We start from the raw sequence: 17,410 nt of genomic DNA on the forward strand, positions 1-17,410 counted from the left end.
TCTCTTGCCGGGCATGCCGTTTACCTTCGATATCTGTTCGAAGGTCCAACGGTAGCCCCGCCTCCCGGACCCGCCCGGTGTAGGCCTCTAACCGGCCAACATAGTTGTCGTCAACCGGCCAAGGTAATTGTCGTCAACCAAGTGGTCGGAGCTCGGCCGCGACGGCATCCTTTTCGAACCCAGCAAGGTCTCAGGCTCTACCGGTGCGAAAGTGCTGATTGAATGGACGCCGAAGTTGCGTAACGTGGTCGAAAGGCTCAAAGTGCTTAAGAGAAGAGACATAGCCCGCTGGATGTTCACAACCCTAGGCGCTCAGCAGTTCACGTATTCGGGCGCATCAACGGCCTGGAAAAGAGCGGTTAAAAGGTCCGGCGTCGCTGGAGTTCACTTTCACGATATCAGGGCAAAGGCGCTGACGGATGTAGATGAAACTCGGGGAATAGGACAAGCTCAGCGTATGGGCGGACACTCAACGCAGACTCAAACGAGCGACTATGTACGTCACAAAACAGCCAGAAAGACCGGGGCAACCCGGTGATTTCTTAGACACTTGTGAATTTCTTAGACAGTTGCTATTAAAAATATAGCAAAGAAACGTTATATATGGTCGGGGCGAAAGGATTCGAACCTTCGACCCTCTGGTCCCAAACCAGATGCGCTACCAGGCTGCGCTACGCCCCGACATGCTGGTATTGTAACGGGTCACAGCACTGATTCCCCCGAAAAACGGTCATTTCGCTTTGAATAAACAAAGGGAAATCGAGAAAAGGAACCACGTGCTGCGCGACCACCCCATCGGATACAGTTCGCCCATGCCGTCTCAACCTCCACCCCTTCGCTGGCTTGATCCGGGTCAGGACTTCCCTCCCACCAGTGAGGCTTGGGGCGAACACTCTCCTGCGCCGGGCCTGCTGGCCGCAGGCGGTGTGCTGGATGTCGACACGTTAATCCGTGCATACAGCCATGGGATTTTCCCCTGGTTCAGCGACGGGCAGCCTACGCTTTGGTGGAGCCCTGATCCCAGAATGGTCCTGGACGTTTCCGAATTTCGGCTGCACGCTTCATTCAAAAAAACTCTCGAGAAATTCCGCAGAACGGCGAACTGCGAAATTCGAATGGACTCGGCGTTTGAACAGGTCATTCAAGCCTGCTCAACCAGTCACCGCGAGGGCCAGGCGGGCACATGGATCGTGCCTGACATGATCGCAGCCTATGGCGAGCTGCATCGGGCCGGCTATGCCCACAGCGTGGAAACATGGGTCAACGGCGAGTTGGTCGGGGGGCTGTACTGCGTTGCGCTCGGGAAAGCGGTGTTTGGTGAATCCATGTTCAGTCGCTCGACTGACGCCTCCAAGATTGCGCTTGCCGCGCTGGTTAGTTTTTGCCGCCACCATGGCGTCCGGCAGATTGACTGCCAACAGAACACCCGTCATCTGGCTTCCCTCGGCGCACGGGAAATCCCCCGAGATCTGTTCGTCCAACGAGTTGCGGCCGGCATCACTCAGAGGAGCCTTGTCTGGCACTTTGACCCCCTATACTGGCGAGACCTACTGCCTTCCAAGTCAACGCAAACGTGACGCATCTCAAGGACCTCCCGCTACAAGCGCTGCAGTTCTATGCAACAGCGCCTTACCCGTGCAGCTACCTTCCGAACAGGCAGGCCAGGTCTCAAGTGGCAACCCCCAGCCATCTGATCAACAACGCCACCTACTCCGAACTGGTTAGCAAAGGCTTTCGGCGCAGTGGCATGTTCACCTACCGCCCCTATTGCGACGGATGCCGCGCGTGTACCCCGCTACGGGTTCTTGCAAATGAATTCCAGCCAGACAGGAGCCAGCGACGCGCGTGGGCACGTCATTCTGATCTGCAGGCCAGAGTGCTGAAACTGTGTTTTGTACAGGAACATTACAGCCTGTATCTGCGCTATCAAAACGGGCGGCACGCTGGTGGCGGCATGGACCAGGACAGCATCGACCAGTACACGCAATTTCTATTGCAAAGTCGGGTGAACTCGCGGCTGGTTGAATTCCGCGAAACACTCGCCGATGGTTCGCCGGGTCTATTGAAAATGGTCTCGATCGTTGACGTGCTCGACGATGGCATTTCGGCCGTTTACACCTTCTATGAGCCTCAGGCCAATAGCAGTTTCGGCACATACAGCATCCTTTGGCAGATTGCCCAAGCCAAGACACTAAAGCTACCTTATGTCTACTTGGGCTACTGGATCAACGAAAGCCAAAAGATGAATTACAAGGCAAGATTTGCTCCCCTGGAGTTTCTCCTGGCAGGCACCTGGGCTCCCGGCAACCCACGCTGACTCCTTCACAACGCAACCGGTCATTTCACAAAGTAAAATGAATACTGCGCTAATCAGGAGTACTCATGCGAAAAACAGATCCCGGCATTGCGACTACCCCAACCGTTCAAGTCATTGAGCGCATGTTTGCCCTCATGGACGTCTTGGCCTCCAGGGAAGAGGCGATTTCACTGAAAGAAATCAGCGAAAAGACCGGTCTGCACCCGTCCACTACACATCGCTTGCTGAATGATTTGGCGACCGGCCGCTTTGTTGACCGCCCCCAACCTGGCAATTACCGGCTGGGCATGCGCCTGCTTGAATTGGGAAATCTGGTCAAGAGCCGTCTCAATGTCCGCGATGCGGCACTGGTGCCGATGCGGGAATTGCACAAATTGATACAGCAACCCGTGAATTTGAGCATGCGCCAGGGCGACGAGATTGTTTATATCGAGCGTGCCTACAGCGAGCGGTCCGGGATGCAGGTGGTTCGCGCGATCGGCGGGCGTGCCCCACTGCACCTGACCTCGGTGGGAAAACTGTTCCTGGCGGCCGACGATCCACAACGAGTCCGCGCATACGCCGCACGTACTGGCTTGAGCGGTCACACCAAGAATAGCCTCACCCAGTTGCCGGCATTGGAACGAGAACTTTCGAAAGTGCGCCAGTACGGCAATGCACACGACAATGAAGAGCTTGAACTTGGTGTGCGCTGCATGGCCGCGGGAATCTACGACGACCAAGGCACATTGGTAGCTGGCTTGTCCATCTCCGCTCCAGCCGGTCGACTTGAAGAAGAATGGCTGCCTAAACTGCAGGCCACCGCCCGGGAAATATCAACGACTTTGGGCTACAAGCCTGAATTGGCGCGCTGACAACGAATCGGCGACTAACGGACCGTCGCCAAGACGCCACCTGTGGCAGCACCAGCCAGAGGAACCAAGCTCGATTTTGCGGACGGAATCGACTCCACCCAACGCCGAACGCGTTCAGCATCACCCAGACGACTGAGTTTGCCTGCCGAATCGAGAAACACCATGATGAGCTTGCGACCGGCAACTTTGGTTTGCATGACCAGACACTGACCCGCCTCGGAAATATAGCCAGTCTTTTGCAAACCGATGTCCCAAGACGGATTCTTCACCAGGCGATTGGTGTTGTTGTATTGAAGCGTCTGGCTACCGACCGCTACCTGGTGGGCGGGTGACGTAGATAGCTCACGCAAAGTTGGATCGCCATACGCAATATTGACCAGTTTGGCCAGATCACGGGCGCTGGACTGATTCTTGCTGGAAAGTCCGGTGGGCTCTGCATAATTGGTATCGTTCATGCCGATCGCCTGGGCCTTGGCATTCATCAAGCCAACAAAGACTGGCAAACCACCCGGGAAAGTGCGCCCAAGCGCATGCGCAGCGCGATTTTCACTCGACATCAAAGCCAAATGCAGCAGCTCGCCGCGGGTCAACTCAGTGCCCACTTTCAGGCGCGATGAACTGCCTTTTTCGGTGTCCACATCAGCTTGGGAAATTGTGATCACATCGTTCATGGGCAAGCGCGCTTCACTGACAACTAAACCCGTCATGAGTTTGGTGAGAGAGGCAATCGGCAAGACGGCTTGATCATTTTTGCTGAACAGCACCTCACTGGTATCCTGATCGATCACCAATGCCACGCTAGACTTCAAGTCCAGTGCGTCTTGCGCGCCATGCAGACCCGCAATTTGCCCGAACGACGGGCGCATCGGCACGGCCTCAGCACGAACCACAGACTTGCGCCTCACAGTTCCAAATGTCCTGGAGACTTTCCGTTTTGCAACGACCATGTTCTTGGATACCTTCGATACCTTGACAACCTGGCGCTTCCCTTGCGCGGCATTGGCCTGCGGCAGCGAGACTGCAACAACAAAAAACGTCAGGCCCAAGAAAAATAGTATTCGATGCAAAACATTTCCAAACGTGATGTGATGAGAACAGAACATGTATTCATCTCCGGAATTATTCTTTAATATTGCAGTTTATACAAAAAAGTCGCGCAATATCAAATACTTGCGCGACTTTCTTAAACAAGAACCTAAAACGGGCGTTTATCTTAGCCTTGGGCGGCCACCCGATCAGCCTTGCTGTGCAGTTTGTTGAGGGCGCTCAGGTAGGCTTTGGCGGACGCCACAACGATATCCGGGTCCGCCCCGATACCATTCACCACCCGCCCGCTGTTTTGCAGACGCACCGTGACCTCACCCTGGCTTTCTGTCGAACCACTGATGGCGTTTACAGAATAGAGCACCATCTCCGCACCGCTCTTGACATGTGCCTCGATGGCTTTTAGCGATGCGTCAACCGGGCCATTTCCATCCGAAGAGCTTTTAACCTCTTTTCCATCCGCGGTAAAAACAATGCAGGCCTGAGGACGCTCGCCAGTTTCACTGTGTTGCGAGAGAGAGACAAATCCATACTGCTCCTTGTCGTGTGTCACGCTTTCATCACTTACCAGCGCCAGGATGTCTTCGTCAAATATTTCGCTCTTCCGATCAGCCAGTTCCTTGAATTTGGCGAAGGCATTGTTGACGTCTGCCTCGCTCTCCAACTGCACACCCAACTCCTGCAGGCGCTGCTTGAACGCGTTGCGCCCACTGAGTTTTCCAAGCACAATTTTGTTTGCTGTCCAGCCGACATCCTCCGCCCGCATGATTTCATAGGTATCGCGCGCCTTGAGAACTCCATCCTGATGAATGCCAGAGGCGTGGGCGAATGCATTTGCACCGACCACCGCCTTGTTGGGTTGAACCACAAAACCCGTGGTCTGGCTGACCATGCGACTTGCAGCCAGAATATGCTTGGTATCAATACCCAAATCGAGTCCAAAATAGTCCCGACGGGTCTTGACTGCCATAACAACCTCCTCCAGGCTGCAATTGCCGGCGCGTTCACCCAGACCATTGATCGTGCACTCCACCTGACGAGCGCCGCCGATCTTCACACCCGCCAGCGAATTCGCGACAGCCATGCCCAAGTCATTGTGGCAATGAACTGACCAGATGGCCTTGTCCGAATTTGGAATGCGCTCACGCAGGTTCTTGATGAAATTGCCGTAGAGTTCCGGCACGGCGTAACCCACCGTATCAGGCACGTTGATCGTCGTGGCCCCCTCGCTGATTACGGCCTCTATCACGCGGCACAAAAAATCAACATCACTTCGGTAGCCGTCTTCCGGACTGAACTCAACATCGTTGACAAGATTGCGCGCGAAACGCACTGCAAGCTTGGCCTGCTCGAACACCTGGTCAGGCGTCATCCGCAACTTCTTCTCCATATGTAACGCCGATGTTGCAATGAAGGTGTGGATACGGGCGCTATTGGCTCCTTGGAGTGCTTCCGCCGCGCGTGAGATGTCCCGGTCATTGGCGCGGGACAGTGAGCAAATGGTCGAATCTTTGATGGCATTCGCAATGCACTGCACTGCCTCGAAGTCACCATTTGAACTCGCTGCAAAACCAGCTTCAATGACATCAACTTTCAGACGCTCCAACTGACGCGCGATACGCAGCTTTTCATCCTTGTTCATGGATGCACCGGGCGACTGCTCGCCGTCACGCAATGTGGTATCAAAGATTATCAATTTATCAGCCATCTGGTTTCTCCTGTGTTCCTCAAAATCCGCAATCTAAAGTCGGTGCATAAAACAAAAAGCCCGTTGCGGATGCATACGGGCTTTTGGTTTTGGTGAGCGCGTGCGCTACCGTCTCCGCCCGTTCGGCGATAGCAGTAGTGCTAGCAACATTTTTTTCATAGTGTCAATGTATCACAACTTGTTGTGAAGTGTAAGGAGGCCCGCCGCATGCCGGATCGTTACTCATGAAGCCCTCTTTCATCGGGCTCCTGCGTTGACGTGCTGATAACACTGGTCTGCATACCTTTGGCTTTGCGCCAGACATAAATTGCGTACCCACTGAACCCATAGGCAACAAAGATAGAGAACAGGACAATGGGCGGATCAATGTTGATGACGGCGATAACCAGTGCAATCAGCACAATCACGGCAAAGGGCACGCTCTTCTTCATGTGGACACCTTTGAAGCTGTAAAACGGGACGTTAGTCACCATGGTCAATCCCGAATACAAGGCCAGTGCAAACATCGGCCATGCCACCGTCGGGCCCTTCACACCAAGATCAGTCATCAACCAGATGAACCCGGCAACCAGTGCAGCTGCAGCCGGGGACGGCAGACCCTGAAAAAAGCGTTTGTCCACGACCGCAGTATTCACGTTGAATCTTGCAAGACGCAAGGCAGCACATGCGCAATAGACAAAGGCGGCAATCCAGCCCCAGCGACCCAAACCCTGAAGCGCCCATACATAGGCAATGATCGCGGGCGCGGCGCCAAAGGACACCATGTCCGACAGTGAATCCATCTGCTCACCAAACGCGCTTTGCGTGTTGGTCATGCGCGCCACTCGCCCATCAAGGCTATCAAGCACCATGGCACAAAAGACACCTATGGCAGCCAGATCAAATCGCCCATTGATCGCCATGACAATGGCATAAAAACCACCGAAAAGTGCAGCCAGCGTGAACAGGTTGGGCAAAATATAGATGCCCTTTCGACGCTTTTTCACCATTACGGCGACGTCCTCGACAAGCTCTGTTTCGTTCCCGTCATGCATGGTATTGGTCTCCTGCTTTGCATAGTAACAAAGGCCACCGAAGTGGCCTTTGTTACGAGGGTCGTATCACAGTCTAGTTGCGAGTCTGGTCAACCAGCTTGTTCTTCTTGATCCAGGGCATCATCGCGCGGAGCTTCTCACCGACTTGTTCAATCTGATGCTCGGACGTCAAGCGGCGACGGCTCAGCAAGGTGGGCGCGCCCGCCTTGTTTTCCAGAATGAAGCTCTTGGCGTATTCACCCGTCTGAATGTCTTTCAGGCACTGACGCATCGCGTCTTTAGTGGCGCTGGTGACAATCCGCGGGCCGGTCACGTACTCGCCATATTCGGCATTGTTGGAGATGGAGTAGTTCATGTTGGCGATGCCGCCTTCATAAATCATGTCCACAATCAATTTCAGTTCGTGCAGGCACTCAAAATAGGCCATTTCCGGTGCGTACCCAGCTTCGACCAAGGTTTCGAAACCAGCTTTGATCAACTCAACCGTGCCACCACACAAAACTGCCTGCTCGCCAAAAAGGTCAGTTTCAGTTTCTTCGCGGAAATTGGTTTCAATGATGCCAGCCTTACCGCCACCGTTGGCCATGGCATAGCTCAGGGCCAAGTCGCGTGTACGACCAGACTTGTCTTGATGAATGGCAATCAGATGGGGAACACCGCCACCCTGTGCATAGGTACCGCGCACGGTGTGGCCGGGGGCCTTCGGCGCCACCATCCATACATCCAGATCTGCGCGAGGACTCACCAAACCGTAGTGAACGTTGAAACCGTGCGCGAACACCAGGGACGCCCCCTGCTTGATGTTGGGTTCAATGTCGTTCGTATACACCGCCGCAATTTGCTCGTCAGGCAACAAAATCATGACCACATCGGCAGCCTTGACCGCATCGGCCACTTCCGCAACTTTGAGGCCGGCCTTTTCGACCTTGGGCCAGGAGGCGCCACCCTTGCGCAATCCAACGACAACCTTCACGCCGCTGTCATTCAGATTCTGGGCATGGGCATGGCCCTGGCTGCCGTAACCAATGATCGCAACCGTCTTGCCTTTGATGAGACTCAGATCACAGTCTTTGTCGTAAAAAACTTTCATTTCTCTCTCCGTTGTAAAAATTTAAACTCTCAAAATACGTTCGCCGCGACCAATGCCGCTAGAGCCGGTGCGGACAGTCTCCAGAATTGCGCCACGTTCAATGGCCTCCAGAAACGCGTCGTTTTTTGACTGATCTCCAGTCAACTCAATCGTGTAGCTTTTCTCGGTGACGTCGATGATGCGGCCCCGGAAGATGTCAGCCATGCGCTTCATTTCTTCGCGTTCCTTGCCCACCGCGCGCACTTTGACCATCATGAGTTCACGCTCGATGTACGCCCCCTCCGTCAGATCCACCACCTTGACCACTTCGATCAGGCGGTTCAGGTGCTTCGTAATCTGCTCGATGACATCGTCGGACCCCGTCGTCTGAATTGTCATGCGTGACAGACTTGGATCCTCTGTGGGTGCCACGGTAAGAGACTCGATGTTATAACCTCGCGCCGAAAAAAGACCTACGACGCGCGAAAGAGCGCCGGGCTCGTTTTCCAGCAATACTGCAATGATATGTTTCATGGTGAGATTCCTCTTTTCGCTGCCCTCCCCCTGCGGTGGTAACCGCAGGGCTTGGCAGGCAATAGATTCGTCAGAATAAGTGGGTTAAAGATCTTCCGAACCGAGCAACATTTCGGTGATGCCCATGCCAGCCTTCACCATGGGAAACACGTTCTCCGTGGGATCGGTACGGAAATCCATGAACACGGTTCGATCCTTGAGCTTGCGCGCCTCGCGCAAAGCGGGCTCCACGTCTTGCGGCTTTTCAATCAGCATACCGACATGCCCATAGGCTTCGGCCAACTTCACGAAATTTGGCAATGCGTCCATATAGCTGTGGCTGTAGCGCCCCTCGTAATCGATCTCTTGCCATTGGCGCACCATGCCAAGGTACCGATTATTGAGCGCCACTATTTTGATTGGGGTGTTGTACTGCAGACAGGTCGAGAGCTCCTGGATGCACATTTGCACCGAGCCTTCTCCCGTAACGCAAAAAACTTCAGCTTCAGGCTTGGCCAACTTGATGCCCATGGCGTAGGGTATGCCCACGCCCATGGTTCCCAGACCACCCGAATTGATCCATCGGCGCGGCTCGTCAAACCGGTAGTACTGTGCTGCCCACATCTGGTGTTGGCCGACGTCTGAGGTGATGTAGGTTTCGACGTCCTTCGTCATGTTCCACAAGGTTTCAACCACATATTGCGGCTTGATCACGTCACCTTTGCCATGATCATATTTCAGACAATCGCGCTTGCGCCAACCCTCAATGGTGTCCCACCAAGCACCCAGCGCGTTGGCATCAGGCTTGGCAGCACCTTCCTTGATCATCGCAATCATCTCGGACAACACATCCTTGACGTCCCCCACAATCGGGATATCCACTCTCACTCGCTTGGAGATGCTGGACGGATCGATGTCAATATGAATGATTTTTCGTTCATTTTGGGCAAAGTGCTTGGGATTGCCAATCACCCGATCATCAAAGCGCGCGCCAACTGCCAGTAGTACGTCGCAATGTTGCATCGCGTTGTTGGCTTCTACTGTTCCGTGCATGCCCAGCATGCCCAGGAACTTCCGGTCACTTGCCGGATACGCGCCCAAACCCATCAAGGTGTTGGTACAGGGATAGCCGAGCATGTCGACCAGGGTGCGCAACTCTGCCGAGGCGTTGCTCAACAAGACCCCGCCACCTGTGTAGATGTAAGGGCGCTTGGCGGCCAGCAACAACTGCAGCGCCTTGCGGATCTGGCCTCCGTGGCCTTTACGAACGGGGTTGTAGGATCGCATCTCCACGGTCTCAGGGTAGCCTGAATAGGCGACCTTTTTGAACGACACGTCTTTTGGAATGTCCACCACAACAGGACCAGGCCGCCCGGTACGGGCGATGTGAAAGGCCTTCTTCATGGTTTCGGCCAAGTCACGCGCGTCCTTGACCAGGAAATTGTGCTTCACAATGGGGCGGGTGATGCCAACAGTGTCACATTCCTGGAACGCATCAAGACCAATGGCGTGCGTAGGCACCTGGCCGGTCACGATCACCATGGGAATGCTGTCCATGTAGGCCGTGGCAATGCCGGTAATCGCGTTGGTAACCCCCGGGCCGGAAGTGACCATCGCCACGCCTACTTCGCCAGTGGCACGTGCATAGCCATCGGCGGCGTGAACCGCAGCCTGCTCGTGCCGCACCAAAATGTGCTGGATGGTGTCCTGCTTGTAAAAAGCGTCGTAGATGTGAAGCACCGCACCGCCGGGATAACCCCAGATGTACTTGACGCCTTCAGCCTGCAAGGCTTTGACGAGAATCTCGGCCCCACGAAGCTCATTCGACGTGGTAGCGGGAGTTTGGGCGACAGTCGCTGTTGCCGAAGCAATTTCAGCTTTTGATATTTCCATGATGAACCTTTGTGAATTTCTCTGACGAAAAACCTTGGGTGCCCCTTCGCAAACACTTGTGGAGTCGCGTCGGGACTTAAGGTCAAAGCCATAAGCGCAGTGATTCTTGCGCCGGACCATGACCCGTTTGCCTTTTTATTTGCAATTTTCATTATCGCACCGCACCAATTGAAACGCCTGAGCGAAACCGAAAAAACCCCGTCCGGATGCGATAATTGGCTCAAAAAGCACTCAAATTTACTTTGAGCACGCCAAAAAATCGGGACAACCCAAATTCACGGCCGCTCTAGGGCACAAACCTCTTGGCAACTGAACAAGAACTCTCGGATTTTCTGAAAAGCGTCGAAAAGCGCGCGTTCAAGCGATCGGTCTACCACGTTAGGAACGAGGAATCGGCGCTGGACATCGTGCAGGACAGCATGATGAAACTGGCCGAACACTACGGACATAAACCGGCCGCAGAACTGCCAATGCTGTTTCAGCGCATCCTGTCCAATTGCACCTTGGACTGGTTCAGGCGACAGAAGACGCGAAACGCACTTTTTTCGAACATGAGCGATTTCGAATCTGCAGGGGAGGACGGAGAATTTGATCTCCTGGAAACTTTAAACGTTCAAAGCCACTCAGATCAGACAGAAAGTGCAGAGAGTTCAACGCAACGGGCACAAACCTTGCGTGAGATAGAAACGGAAGTCCAGGAATTGCCGGCCCGTCAACGCGAAGCCTTCCTCATGCGTTATTGGGAGGAATTGGACGTAGCAGAGACTGCTGCGGCCATGGGTTGTTCGGAAGGTAGTGTTAAAACACACTGTTCGCGGGCAGTTCAGGCCCTCGGCAAAGCATTGAGGGCGAAGGGAATAACACTATGACCAATTCGTATCAATATCAAAATCAGGTTGCACAGGATCGTTTTGGGTTACTCGTTACGGCGCGCCTTTCTGATGCTGCTGACGATCTGCCATACGACATCTCCGAGCGCTTGCGCGCCGCCCGGGCGCAGGCGTTGGGAAGACGGAAGATGGCCGTCGCACGGACAGCCAGCAGTCTGGCGGTGTCTGGCGGTACGGGAACAATCACATTTGGAAATGAGCATCTTGGGTGGTGGGGTCGTCTTGCCGCTGCCATTCCACTTCTGGCGCTTGTTTTTGGCCTGATCGCCATCAATATCATCCAAGATGACAATCGGGCTAATGAGCTTGCCGAAATTGATGCCGCGTTATTGACAGACGACCTTCCTCCGGCAGCTTATGCCGACCCGGGGTTTACACAGTTCGTCAAGGTCAGTTCCGGACAGAATCAATAGATTGGACATATTTATGTTCATGCGCGCATCCCATCAACCCAACCATCCATTCACCGCGAATGCAGTGGTTTGTGGAGCCGCATTTTTCTTTCTCGCGGCGTTAAGCACGTCAGCTTCCTGTGCCTTGGCTCAAGCAGTGGCTGCAACACCGCCGCTGGCACAGCCCTCGGTCAAAACACCCCCCTCGCCTGCCCTGGCGAAAAATACCGGTACGCTGAAGATTTCCACCAAACCGGAGTGGCAGGATTTGACGCCATCCCAGCAGTTGTCCCTCAAGCCCTTGGCAGCAAACTGGAAAAGCCTGGGCGAAGGTCCAAAGCGGAAATGGATTGCGATCGCCGCGAGTTATCCGACTCTTGCGCCGGCAGAGCAGGCCAAACTGCATAGCCGCATGGCCGAGTGGGTGTCGCTCAGCCAGCAGCAGCGTGATCAGGCGCGATTGAATTTTGCCAAGACAAAGGCACTCACACCGAGCCAGAAAACGGCCACCTGGCAGGCCTACCAGGCGCTTAGCCCGGAAGACAGGAAAAAACTCGCAATTTCAGCCGCGCCCAAACCGACCGGCGCAGCGGCTGCCGCAAAACCTGTCCCGCCTCAAAAACTGGCGATCGTTCCCATGACCAGAAAAGCACCGATGCAGGTACCTCGAGTGTCTGCCGCTAACCATGCAGTGAATCGCAATACCTTGCTTCCGCATGCACAGCCGCTGGTTGAACCTGCGCCCGTGCAGAAAAACTGAATGCGGATGGTATTGGTTGAATGAATCCTGAGTTGAAGGCTCCCAGCCTTGCCCGCCGCATGGCCTGCTGGCTGTATGAAGGCATGTTGATGTTCGGCGTTGTTTTCATTGCCGGCTACCTGTTTGGCACCCTGAGCCAGACCCGCAATGCCATGGACAACCGACATGCCCTTCAGGCGTTTCTTTTCGTCGTCTTCGGTATCTACTTCGTCTGGTTATGGGCCAAGGGGCAAACTTTGGCCATGAAGACCTGGGACATACGTGTAGTCGACCGCTCCGGTCAACCCATCACGCAAGCCCGCGCGCTGCTTCGCTACGTCCTGAGTTGGCTCTGGTTCCTGCCTGCACTGGCCGCGGTTTCGCCTTTCAATCTGTCGGGGGCTGAGTCTGTCGTCATCATCCTCGGATGGGTGGCAATATGGGCTGTCCTGAGCCGCTTTCATCCACAACAGCAGTTCTGGCATGACGCGCTGGCGGGCACCCGGCTGATTTCCGCTCCCCGTGTGAGTCGAAAAACCTCATGAATCCGGCATTTTCGGTCTGCGTGTATTGTGGGTCGCGACCCGGTCTGAACCCTGAGTTCGCAACCGCAGCACAGGAAGTGGGGACCTGGATCGGAGAGCATGGAGGACAACTCGTATACGGCGGTGGCAGGGGCGGCCTCATGGGTGTCGTTGCCGATGCCACCCTGCGGGCAGGTGGCAGGGTGGTCGGGGTCATCCCCAAAGCGCTGGTGGAGAAAGAATGCGCCCACCGGGATTGCACCGAATTGCACATCGTGGACACCATGCACGACCGCAAACGCATGATGGCCGAACGCGCCGATGCGTTTCTGGCATTGCCCGGTGGCATCGGCACCTTTGAGGAACTGTTTGAAGTCTGGACCTGGCGCCAACTGGGCTATCACGACAAACCGATAGGGCTTCTCAACACGGCAGGCTACTACGACCAGTTGCTGGGCTTTCTGAACTCGTCAGTTGAACAGCAGTTCATGGGCGACTGGCAGATGGATTTGATCCGCTCGGACACCGAGCCCGTGTCCCTGCTAAAGAAGCTGGTGGAGGCAGCAGGCCTTTCCACCAAACCTCGGCTTGATAAAATCTAGATAGCCGACTCGTCCTGCTCGCCCGTGCGGATGCGCACCACACGTTCCACAGCAGTCACGAATATCTTGCCATCACCAATCTTGCCCGTGTGGGCGGCCTTCACGATCGCGTCCACGCAACGATCCACGTCGTCGGTCTTCACAACCACTTCCACTTTGACCTTGGGCAGGAAGTCAACGACATACTCCGCACCCCGGTAGAGCTCGGTATGGCCTTTCTGGCGACCGAAACCCTTGACCTCGGTGACGGTGAGCCCGGTGACGCCACATTCGGCAAGGGCTTCACGCACTTCTTCGAGTTTGAACGGTTTGACAATGGCGGTGATCTGTTTCATGGGGGGTCCTTAATCTTTAAGCGCGAAAGCGATTGGTAATAGGATAACGCCAATCCTTGCCAAAGCTGCGATGGGTAACGCGAATCCCCACGGGCGCCTGCCGGCGCTTGTATTCATTGATCTTGATAAGGCGCGTCACCTTCTCCACATCAGCTCGGGCAAACCCCGCGGCAATGATGTCTTCTATGCTCTGATCGTTCTCCATGTAACGCTCCAGAATCGCGTCCAGTACTTCATAGGGTGGCAGACTGTCCTGGTCTTTCTGGTCGGGGCGTAACTCGGCGCTCGGCGGGCGGGTGATGATGCGATCCGGAATCGGCTCGCTGCCAGTGCCATAGGGATCGTTGGCATTGCGCCAGCGTGCCAACCTGAACACGGTGGTTTTGGCCAGATCCTTGATGACAGCAAAGCCCCCCGCCATGTCGCCATACAGCGTGCAATAGCCAGTGGCCAGCTCGGACTTGTTGCCGGTCGTCAGGACGATACTGCCAAACTTGTTGGACAGCGCCATCAGCAGCGTACCCCGAATGCGGGCCTGAATATTCTCTTCAGTCGTATCCTCCGCCAGCCCCTTGAACGCACCCGCTAAAGAGCTCTTGAAAGCATCAAACTCCGGCACGATCGAGATTTCGTCGTAACGAACGCCCAGACGCGCCGCCATGTCGCGCGCGTCAATCCAGCTGATGTCCGCCGTGTAGGGGGACGGCATCATGACGGTGCGAACCCGGTCTTTGCCAAGCGCATCCACCGCCACCGCCAGCACCAGCGCCGAGTCAATTCCTCCGGACAAACCCAGAATGACGCCGGGGAAGCCGTTCTTGCCGATGTAGTCGCGCACGCCCAGCACCAGGGCGTCCCACAGGTCGGCTTCGGGAGATCGCTCAGGTGCCACTTCCGCTATAAAATCAATAGCACCTTGCGCACGGCTGACGTGGACTAGCAGCATATTTTCTATAAAACTCGGCGCGCGACCAGCCACTATGCCGTCCACATTGAGCGCAAACGAGTGGCCTTCAAAAACCACTTCATCCTGGCCTCCCACAAGGTGGGCATACACCAGCGGCAAGCCACAGGCCTGCACCCGCGCGCGCATCATCTGTTCGCGCTCGTTGCCCTTGCCCACGTGAAACGGCGACGCGTTGATGACGGCCAGCATCTCGGCGCCAGCCTGCTTGGTCAACCGCGCGGGCTCTTCAAACCAGGCGTCTTCGCAGATCAGCAGACCCACTTTGACCTTGCTACCGGCGTCGCCGGCTTCAAACACGCAGACGCCCTCGCCTGGCGTGAAATAACGTCGCTCGTCAAACACCTGGTAATTGGGCAGTTCCCGCTTGGCATAGGTGGCCACCACGGCGCCTTCAGACAATACGCTGGCGGCGTTGTGACGGCTTTGCACCACCACTGATCGGGTGCGGCTGTCACCCCCGGTCGGGTGCCCGACGACCACGGTCATGTCTTTTAACCCAGCCAGTGCTCGGGCCACTGTTTTCACGGCATCATCGCAGGCATCGATAAAAGCGTGGCGAAGAAACAGGTCTTCCGCAGCGTAGCCGCAAATGGAGAGTTCCGGCGTCAGCAACAGGCGAGCGCCATCAGCGTAGGCCGAACGCGCTGCGTCGATGATTTTTTGCGAGTTGCCAGCCAGGTCGCCAACGACGAAATTGAGTTGGGCAACGCAGAGTTTGAGTGTCATGTAGCGCCGAAGTGAGAGGAATGAACCGCCAGTGAAATACGAGCCGAACGATTATGTCATCCGGGTACTGAATTCACCCGATGAAGTGAATGCCGCAAACTGGAACGAACTGTTGAGCATGCAGCCTGCCGCCACCCCCTTCATGCGGCATGAGTACTTGGCAGCGCTGCACGCCAGTGGCAGTGCCACGCCCGCAACGGGCTGGACACCCCACTTCATCATCCTCGAGCGGGACAGCCAGATGGTCGGTGCCTGTGTCGTCTATGTCAAAGCCCATTCATTTGGTGAATACGTGTTTGACAGGGCTTGGGCCAATGCCTATGCGCAGCATGGCCTGGCGTACTACCCCAAAGCCGTCGTGGCGGTACCGTTCACACCCGTACCCGGAACCCGTCTGATGGCGCGCACCACCGCTGACCGTGCGGTGCTGGCAAAAGCGCTCATCCAGTGGTGTGAAGGGGAACAACTGTCCTCCCTGCACCTGCTGTTTGCAGGCGCTGAGGACATTCCGGCTTGTCTTGACGCCGGCATGATGCTGCGGCACACCGTGCAATTTCATTGGACCAACACGACTCCGGCGTATGCTGACTTTGACAGCTTTCTGGCATCGCTTTCCCAGGAAAAGCGCAAGAAAATCCGGCAGGAACGTCGCAAAGTGAGTGACGCGGGCGTCACCTTCCGCTGGTCAGAGGGGACCTCAATTTCGGAGCAGGACTGGGATTTCTTCTACCGCTGCTATGAGCGCACCTACCTGGAGCACGGCAACGCACCCTATTTGAACCGCGACTTCTTTCGCCGCATGGCCAACACCATGCCCGAGAACTGGCTGCTGTTTGTCGCGGAACGGGACGGCCAAGCAATTGCTACAAGTTTGATAGCTATCAACGCTTATTCCACGGGGGCTAATGGCCAAAATGGCTCAACCAAGAAGGAGGCCGTCGCTTATGGGCGTTACTGGGGCGCACTGGAACGGGTGAACTGCCTTCACTTCGAGGCCTGCTACTACCAGCCGCTGCAATGGTGCATTGAGCACGGCTACCAGCGGTTTGAGGGCGGAGCCCAGGGAGAACACAAGATGGCGCGGGCCTTGCTGCCGGTCAAAACCACCAGCACCCACTGGTTGGCCCACCCGGCTTTTGCCGACGCCGTGGAACGATTCCTGGAGCGGGAAGACCAGGGCATCGACCAGTACCTTGACGACCTGGTTCAGCGCACGCCCTTTCGGAACGACCCCGGAACCTGAACACCCTAGAGCCGGAGAAACGCCCCAGTCAAGACTGCAATGCGGCCGACACCATTCCCATTTCAGCGTTGCTCATCAGAGCTTCCATGTTCATCACAATCAGCATGCGCTCGCCCACGTTCGCCAGGCCGGTAATGAAGCGGGAGTCAATGGACGTTTCGAACTGGGGCGCCGGTTTGATGGACTGCGAGGTCAGCGTGACCACATCTGACACGGCGTCCACCACTGCGCCGATGACCGTTCCACGCACGTTCAGAATAATGACCACCGTGAACTCGTTGTACTCAACATTGTCGATGTTGAGCTTGAGACGCAGATCCACGATCGGTACGATGACCCCACGCAGATTGATCACGCCTTTGATGAATGCCGGCGCATTGACCATACGGGTCGGCTCTTCATAAGAACGGATTTCCTGCACGCGCAGGATGTCGATCGCATACTCCTCGCCACCCAGCCGCAGAGTGAGATATTGGCCAGCATCCGCCACGGCTTGTGCGGCGGGCGCACCCGATTGAAAGGTATTTGAGGTTTTCTTTTGCATCGTTTCCATGGCGTCG

The 17,410-nt window shown here is 55.7% G+C and carries 19 protein-coding genes and 1 tRNA gene; 10 read left to right on the top strand and 10 right to left on the bottom strand.

Annotation, left to right across the window (positions count from 1 at the left end; translation table 11 throughout):
* Nucleotides 1–244: 244 nt before the first annotated feature.
* The gene (locus tag Q7T10_RS01750) at nt 245–538 is read left to right on the top strand and encodes a tyrosine-type recombinase/integrase (RefSeq protein ID WP_370653717.1); all 294 of its coding nucleotides are present in this window, start codon (nt 245–247) and stop codon (nt 536–538) included.
* Between the two features lie 66 nt (nt 539–604).
* Here Q7T10_RS01750 and Q7T10_RS01755 read toward each other — a convergent pair.
* Nucleotides 605–681 (bottom strand) — tRNA-Pro (locus Q7T10_RS01755).
* 131 nt (nt 682–812) lie between these two features.
* On the opposite strand from Q7T10_RS01755, the gene aat reads away from it, so the two are divergent.
* The 3 genes from aat to Q7T10_RS01770 all read left to right on the top strand — a co-directional run bounded on the left by aat (nt 813) and on the right by Q7T10_RS01770 (nt 3,171).
* Nucleotides 813–1,577 (top strand): leucyl/phenylalanyl-tRNA--protein transferase, encoded by a 765-nt coding sequence (gene aat / locus Q7T10_RS01760; RefSeq protein WP_304745736.1) that lies wholly within the window; start codon nt 813–815, stop codon nt 1,575–1,577.
* Complete coding sequence (locus tag Q7T10_RS01765) at nt 1,574–2,317, top strand: arginyltransferase (RefSeq protein WP_304745256.1); 744 nt, start codon at nt 1,574–1,576, stop codon at nt 2,315–2,317. Before aat ends, Q7T10_RS01765 begins: the two co-directional genes overlap by 4 nt.
* 65 nt (nt 2,318–2,382) lie before the next feature.
* Nucleotides 2,383–3,171 (top strand): IclR family transcriptional regulator, encoded by a 789-nt coding sequence (locus tag Q7T10_RS01770; RefSeq protein ID WP_304745258.1) that lies wholly within the window; start codon nt 2,383–2,385, stop codon nt 3,169–3,171.
* Nucleotides 3,172–3,185: 14 nt separating this feature from the next.
* Here the strand turns inward: Q7T10_RS01770 and Q7T10_RS01775 are convergent, their stop codons facing one another.
* The 6 genes from Q7T10_RS01775 to Q7T10_RS01800 all read right to left on the bottom strand — a co-directional run bounded on the left by Q7T10_RS01775 (nt 3,186) and on the right by Q7T10_RS01800 (nt 10,432).
* The gene (locus Q7T10_RS01775; RefSeq protein ID WP_304745262.1) at nt 3,186–4,274 is read right to left on the bottom strand and encodes a serine hydrolase; all 1,089 of its coding nucleotides are present in this window, start codon (nt 4,272–4,274) and stop codon (nt 3,186–3,188) included.
* A 110-nt stretch (nt 4,275–4,384) separates the two neighbouring features.
* A complete protein-coding gene (locus tag Q7T10_RS01780) occupies nt 4,385–5,923 on the bottom strand; it encodes a 2-isopropylmalate synthase (protein ID WP_304745264.1) in 1,539 nt (512 codons plus the stop codon).
* Nucleotides 5,924–6,141: 218 nt separating this feature from the next.
* Nucleotides 6,142–6,957: a CDP-diacylglycerol--serine O-phosphatidyltransferase gene (gene pssA / locus Q7T10_RS01785; RefSeq protein WP_304745266.1), complete on the bottom strand. Its 816-nt coding sequence runs from the start codon at nt 6,955–6,957 to the stop codon at nt 6,142–6,144.
* Nucleotides 6,958–7,030: 73 nt separating this feature from the next.
* Nucleotides 7,031–8,047, bottom strand: coding sequence for a ketol-acid reductoisomerase (ilvC, locus tag Q7T10_RS01790; RefSeq protein WP_304745268.1), 1,017 nt, complete (start codon nt 8,045–8,047; stop codon nt 7,031–7,033).
* A gap of 21 nt (nt 8,048–8,068) precedes the next feature.
* Nucleotides 8,069–8,560: an acetolactate synthase small subunit gene (ilvN, locus tag Q7T10_RS01795; RefSeq protein WP_304745270.1), complete on the bottom strand. Its 492-nt coding sequence runs from the start codon at nt 8,558–8,560 to the stop codon at nt 8,069–8,071.
* Nucleotides 8,561–8,644: 84 nt separating this feature from the next.
* Nucleotides 8,645–10,432: an acetolactate synthase 3 catalytic subunit gene (locus Q7T10_RS01800; protein ID WP_304745272.1), complete on the bottom strand. Its 1,788-nt coding sequence runs from the start codon at nt 10,430–10,432 to the stop codon at nt 8,645–8,647.
* 302 nt (nt 10,433–10,734) lie between these two features.
* Here Q7T10_RS01800 and Q7T10_RS01805 point away from each other — a divergent pair, with 302 nt between their 5' ends.
* Genes Q7T10_RS01805 through Q7T10_RS01825 form a run of 5 tightly spaced genes read left to right on the top strand, consistent with a single transcriptional unit; the run spans nt 10,735 to nt 13,579 of the window.
* Nucleotides 10,735–11,301, top strand: coding sequence for an RNA polymerase sigma factor (locus Q7T10_RS01805; protein WP_304745274.1), 567 nt, complete (start codon nt 10,735–10,737; stop codon nt 11,299–11,301).
* Nucleotides 11,298–11,735, top strand: coding sequence for a DUF3619 family protein (locus Q7T10_RS01810; protein ID WP_304745276.1), 438 nt, complete (start codon nt 11,298–11,300; stop codon nt 11,733–11,735). The genes Q7T10_RS01805 and Q7T10_RS01810 overlap by 4 nt, the downstream gene beginning before the upstream one ends.
* A 13-nt stretch (nt 11,736–11,748) precedes the next feature.
* Entirely contained in the window at nt 11,749–12,474 is a 726-nt protein-coding gene (locus Q7T10_RS01815; RefSeq protein WP_304745278.1) for a DUF3106 domain-containing protein, read from the top strand.
* A gap of 20 nt (nt 12,475–12,494) precedes the next feature.
* A complete protein-coding gene (locus tag Q7T10_RS01820; RefSeq protein ID WP_304745280.1) occupies nt 12,495–12,998 on the top strand; it encodes an RDD family protein in 504 nt (167 codons plus the stop codon).
* A complete protein-coding gene (locus Q7T10_RS01825; RefSeq protein ID WP_304745282.1) occupies nt 12,995–13,579 on the top strand; it encodes a TIGR00730 family Rossman fold protein in 585 nt (194 codons plus the stop codon). The genes Q7T10_RS01820 and Q7T10_RS01825 overlap by 4 nt, the downstream gene beginning before the upstream one ends.
* Here the strand turns inward: Q7T10_RS01825 and Q7T10_RS01830 are convergent.
* Nucleotides 13,576–13,914, bottom strand: a complete 339-nt coding sequence (locus tag Q7T10_RS01830) for a P-II family nitrogen regulator (protein WP_304745284.1) — start codon at nt 13,912–13,914, stop codon at nt 13,576–13,578. The genes Q7T10_RS01825 and Q7T10_RS01830 overlap by 4 nt on opposite strands.
* Before the next feature lie 16 nt (nt 13,915–13,930).
* Complete coding sequence (locus tag Q7T10_RS01835) at nt 13,931–15,607, bottom strand: NAD+ synthase (protein ID WP_304745286.1); 1,677 nt, start codon at nt 15,605–15,607, stop codon at nt 13,931–13,933.
* A gap of 31 nt (nt 15,608–15,638) precedes the next feature.
* On the opposite strand from Q7T10_RS01835, the gene Q7T10_RS01840 reads away from it, so the two are divergent.
* Nucleotides 15,639–16,850 carry a GNAT family N-acetyltransferase gene (locus tag Q7T10_RS01840; protein ID WP_304745288.1) on the top strand — a complete coding sequence of 404 codons (1,212 nt, stop codon included), beginning with the start codon at nt 15,639–15,641 and terminating at the stop codon, nt 16,848–16,850.
* A gap of 28 nt (nt 16,851–16,878) precedes the next feature.
* On the opposite strand, the gene Q7T10_RS01845 is transcribed toward Q7T10_RS01840, so the two are convergent.
* Nucleotides 16,879–17,394 (bottom strand): chemotaxis protein CheW, encoded by a 516-nt coding sequence (locus tag Q7T10_RS01845; RefSeq protein ID WP_370653718.1) that lies wholly within the window; start codon nt 17,392–17,394, stop codon nt 16,879–16,881.
* Nucleotides 17,395–17,410: the final 16 nt, after the last annotated feature.

Origin of the sequence: Rhodoferax sp. (assembly GCF_030646845.1) — a bacterium.
Classification (GTDB): domain Bacteria; phylum Pseudomonadota; class Gammaproteobacteria; order Burkholderiales; family Burkholderiaceae_C; genus Rhodoferax.

Excerpts from the sequence above, each read along its gene's own strand:
- Q7T10_RS01780 (WP_304745264.1), bottom strand. The coding sequence starts at position 5,923 with ATGGCTGATAAATTGATAATCTTTGATACCACATTGCGTGACGGCGAG.
- Q7T10_RS01845 (WP_370653718.1), bottom strand. The coding sequence starts at position 17,394 with ATGCAAAAGAAAACCTCAAATACCTTTCAATCGGGTGCGCCCGCCGCA.
- pssA (WP_304745266.1), bottom strand. The coding sequence starts at position 6,957 with ATGCATGACGGGAACGAAACAGAGCTTGTCGAGGACGTCGCCGTAATG.
- Q7T10_RS01820 (WP_304745280.1), top strand. The coding sequence starts at position 12,495 with ATGAATCCTGAGTTGAAGGCTCCCAGCCTTGCCCGCCGCATGGCCTGC.
- Q7T10_RS01830 (WP_304745284.1), bottom strand. The coding sequence starts at position 13,914 with ATGAAACAGATCACCGCCATTGTCAAACCGTTCAAACTCGAAGAAGTG.
- Q7T10_RS01835 (WP_304745286.1), bottom strand. The coding sequence starts at position 15,607 with ATGACACTCAAACTCTGCGTTGCCCAACTCAATTTCGTCGTTGGCGAC.
- aat (WP_304745736.1), top strand. The coding sequence starts at position 813 with ATGCCGTCTCAACCTCCACCCCTTCGCTGGCTTGATCCGGGTCAGGAC.
- Q7T10_RS01825 (WP_304745282.1), top strand. The coding sequence starts at position 12,995 with ATGAATCCGGCATTTTCGGTCTGCGTGTATTGTGGGTCGCGACCCGGT.
- Q7T10_RS01770 (WP_304745258.1), top strand. The coding sequence starts at position 2,383 with ATGCGAAAAACAGATCCCGGCATTGCGACTACCCCAACCGTTCAAGTC.
- Q7T10_RS01775 (WP_304745262.1), bottom strand. The coding sequence starts at position 4,274 with ATGTTCTGTTCTCATCACATCACGTTTGGAAATGTTTTGCATCGAATA.
- ilvN (WP_304745270.1), bottom strand. The coding sequence starts at position 8,560 with ATGAAACATATCATTGCAGTATTGCTGGAAAACGAGCCCGGCGCTCTT.
- ilvC (WP_304745268.1), bottom strand. The coding sequence starts at position 8,047 with ATGAAAGTTTTTTACGACAAAGACTGTGATCTGAGTCTCATCAAAGGC.
- Q7T10_RS01800 (WP_304745272.1), bottom strand. The coding sequence starts at position 10,432 with ATGGAAATATCAAAAGCTGAAATTGCTTCGGCAACAGCGACTGTCGCC.
- Q7T10_RS01810 (WP_304745276.1), top strand. The coding sequence starts at position 11,298 with ATGACCAATTCGTATCAATATCAAAATCAGGTTGCACAGGATCGTTTT.
- Q7T10_RS01815 (WP_304745278.1), top strand. The coding sequence starts at position 11,749 with ATGTTCATGCGCGCATCCCATCAACCCAACCATCCATTCACCGCGAAT.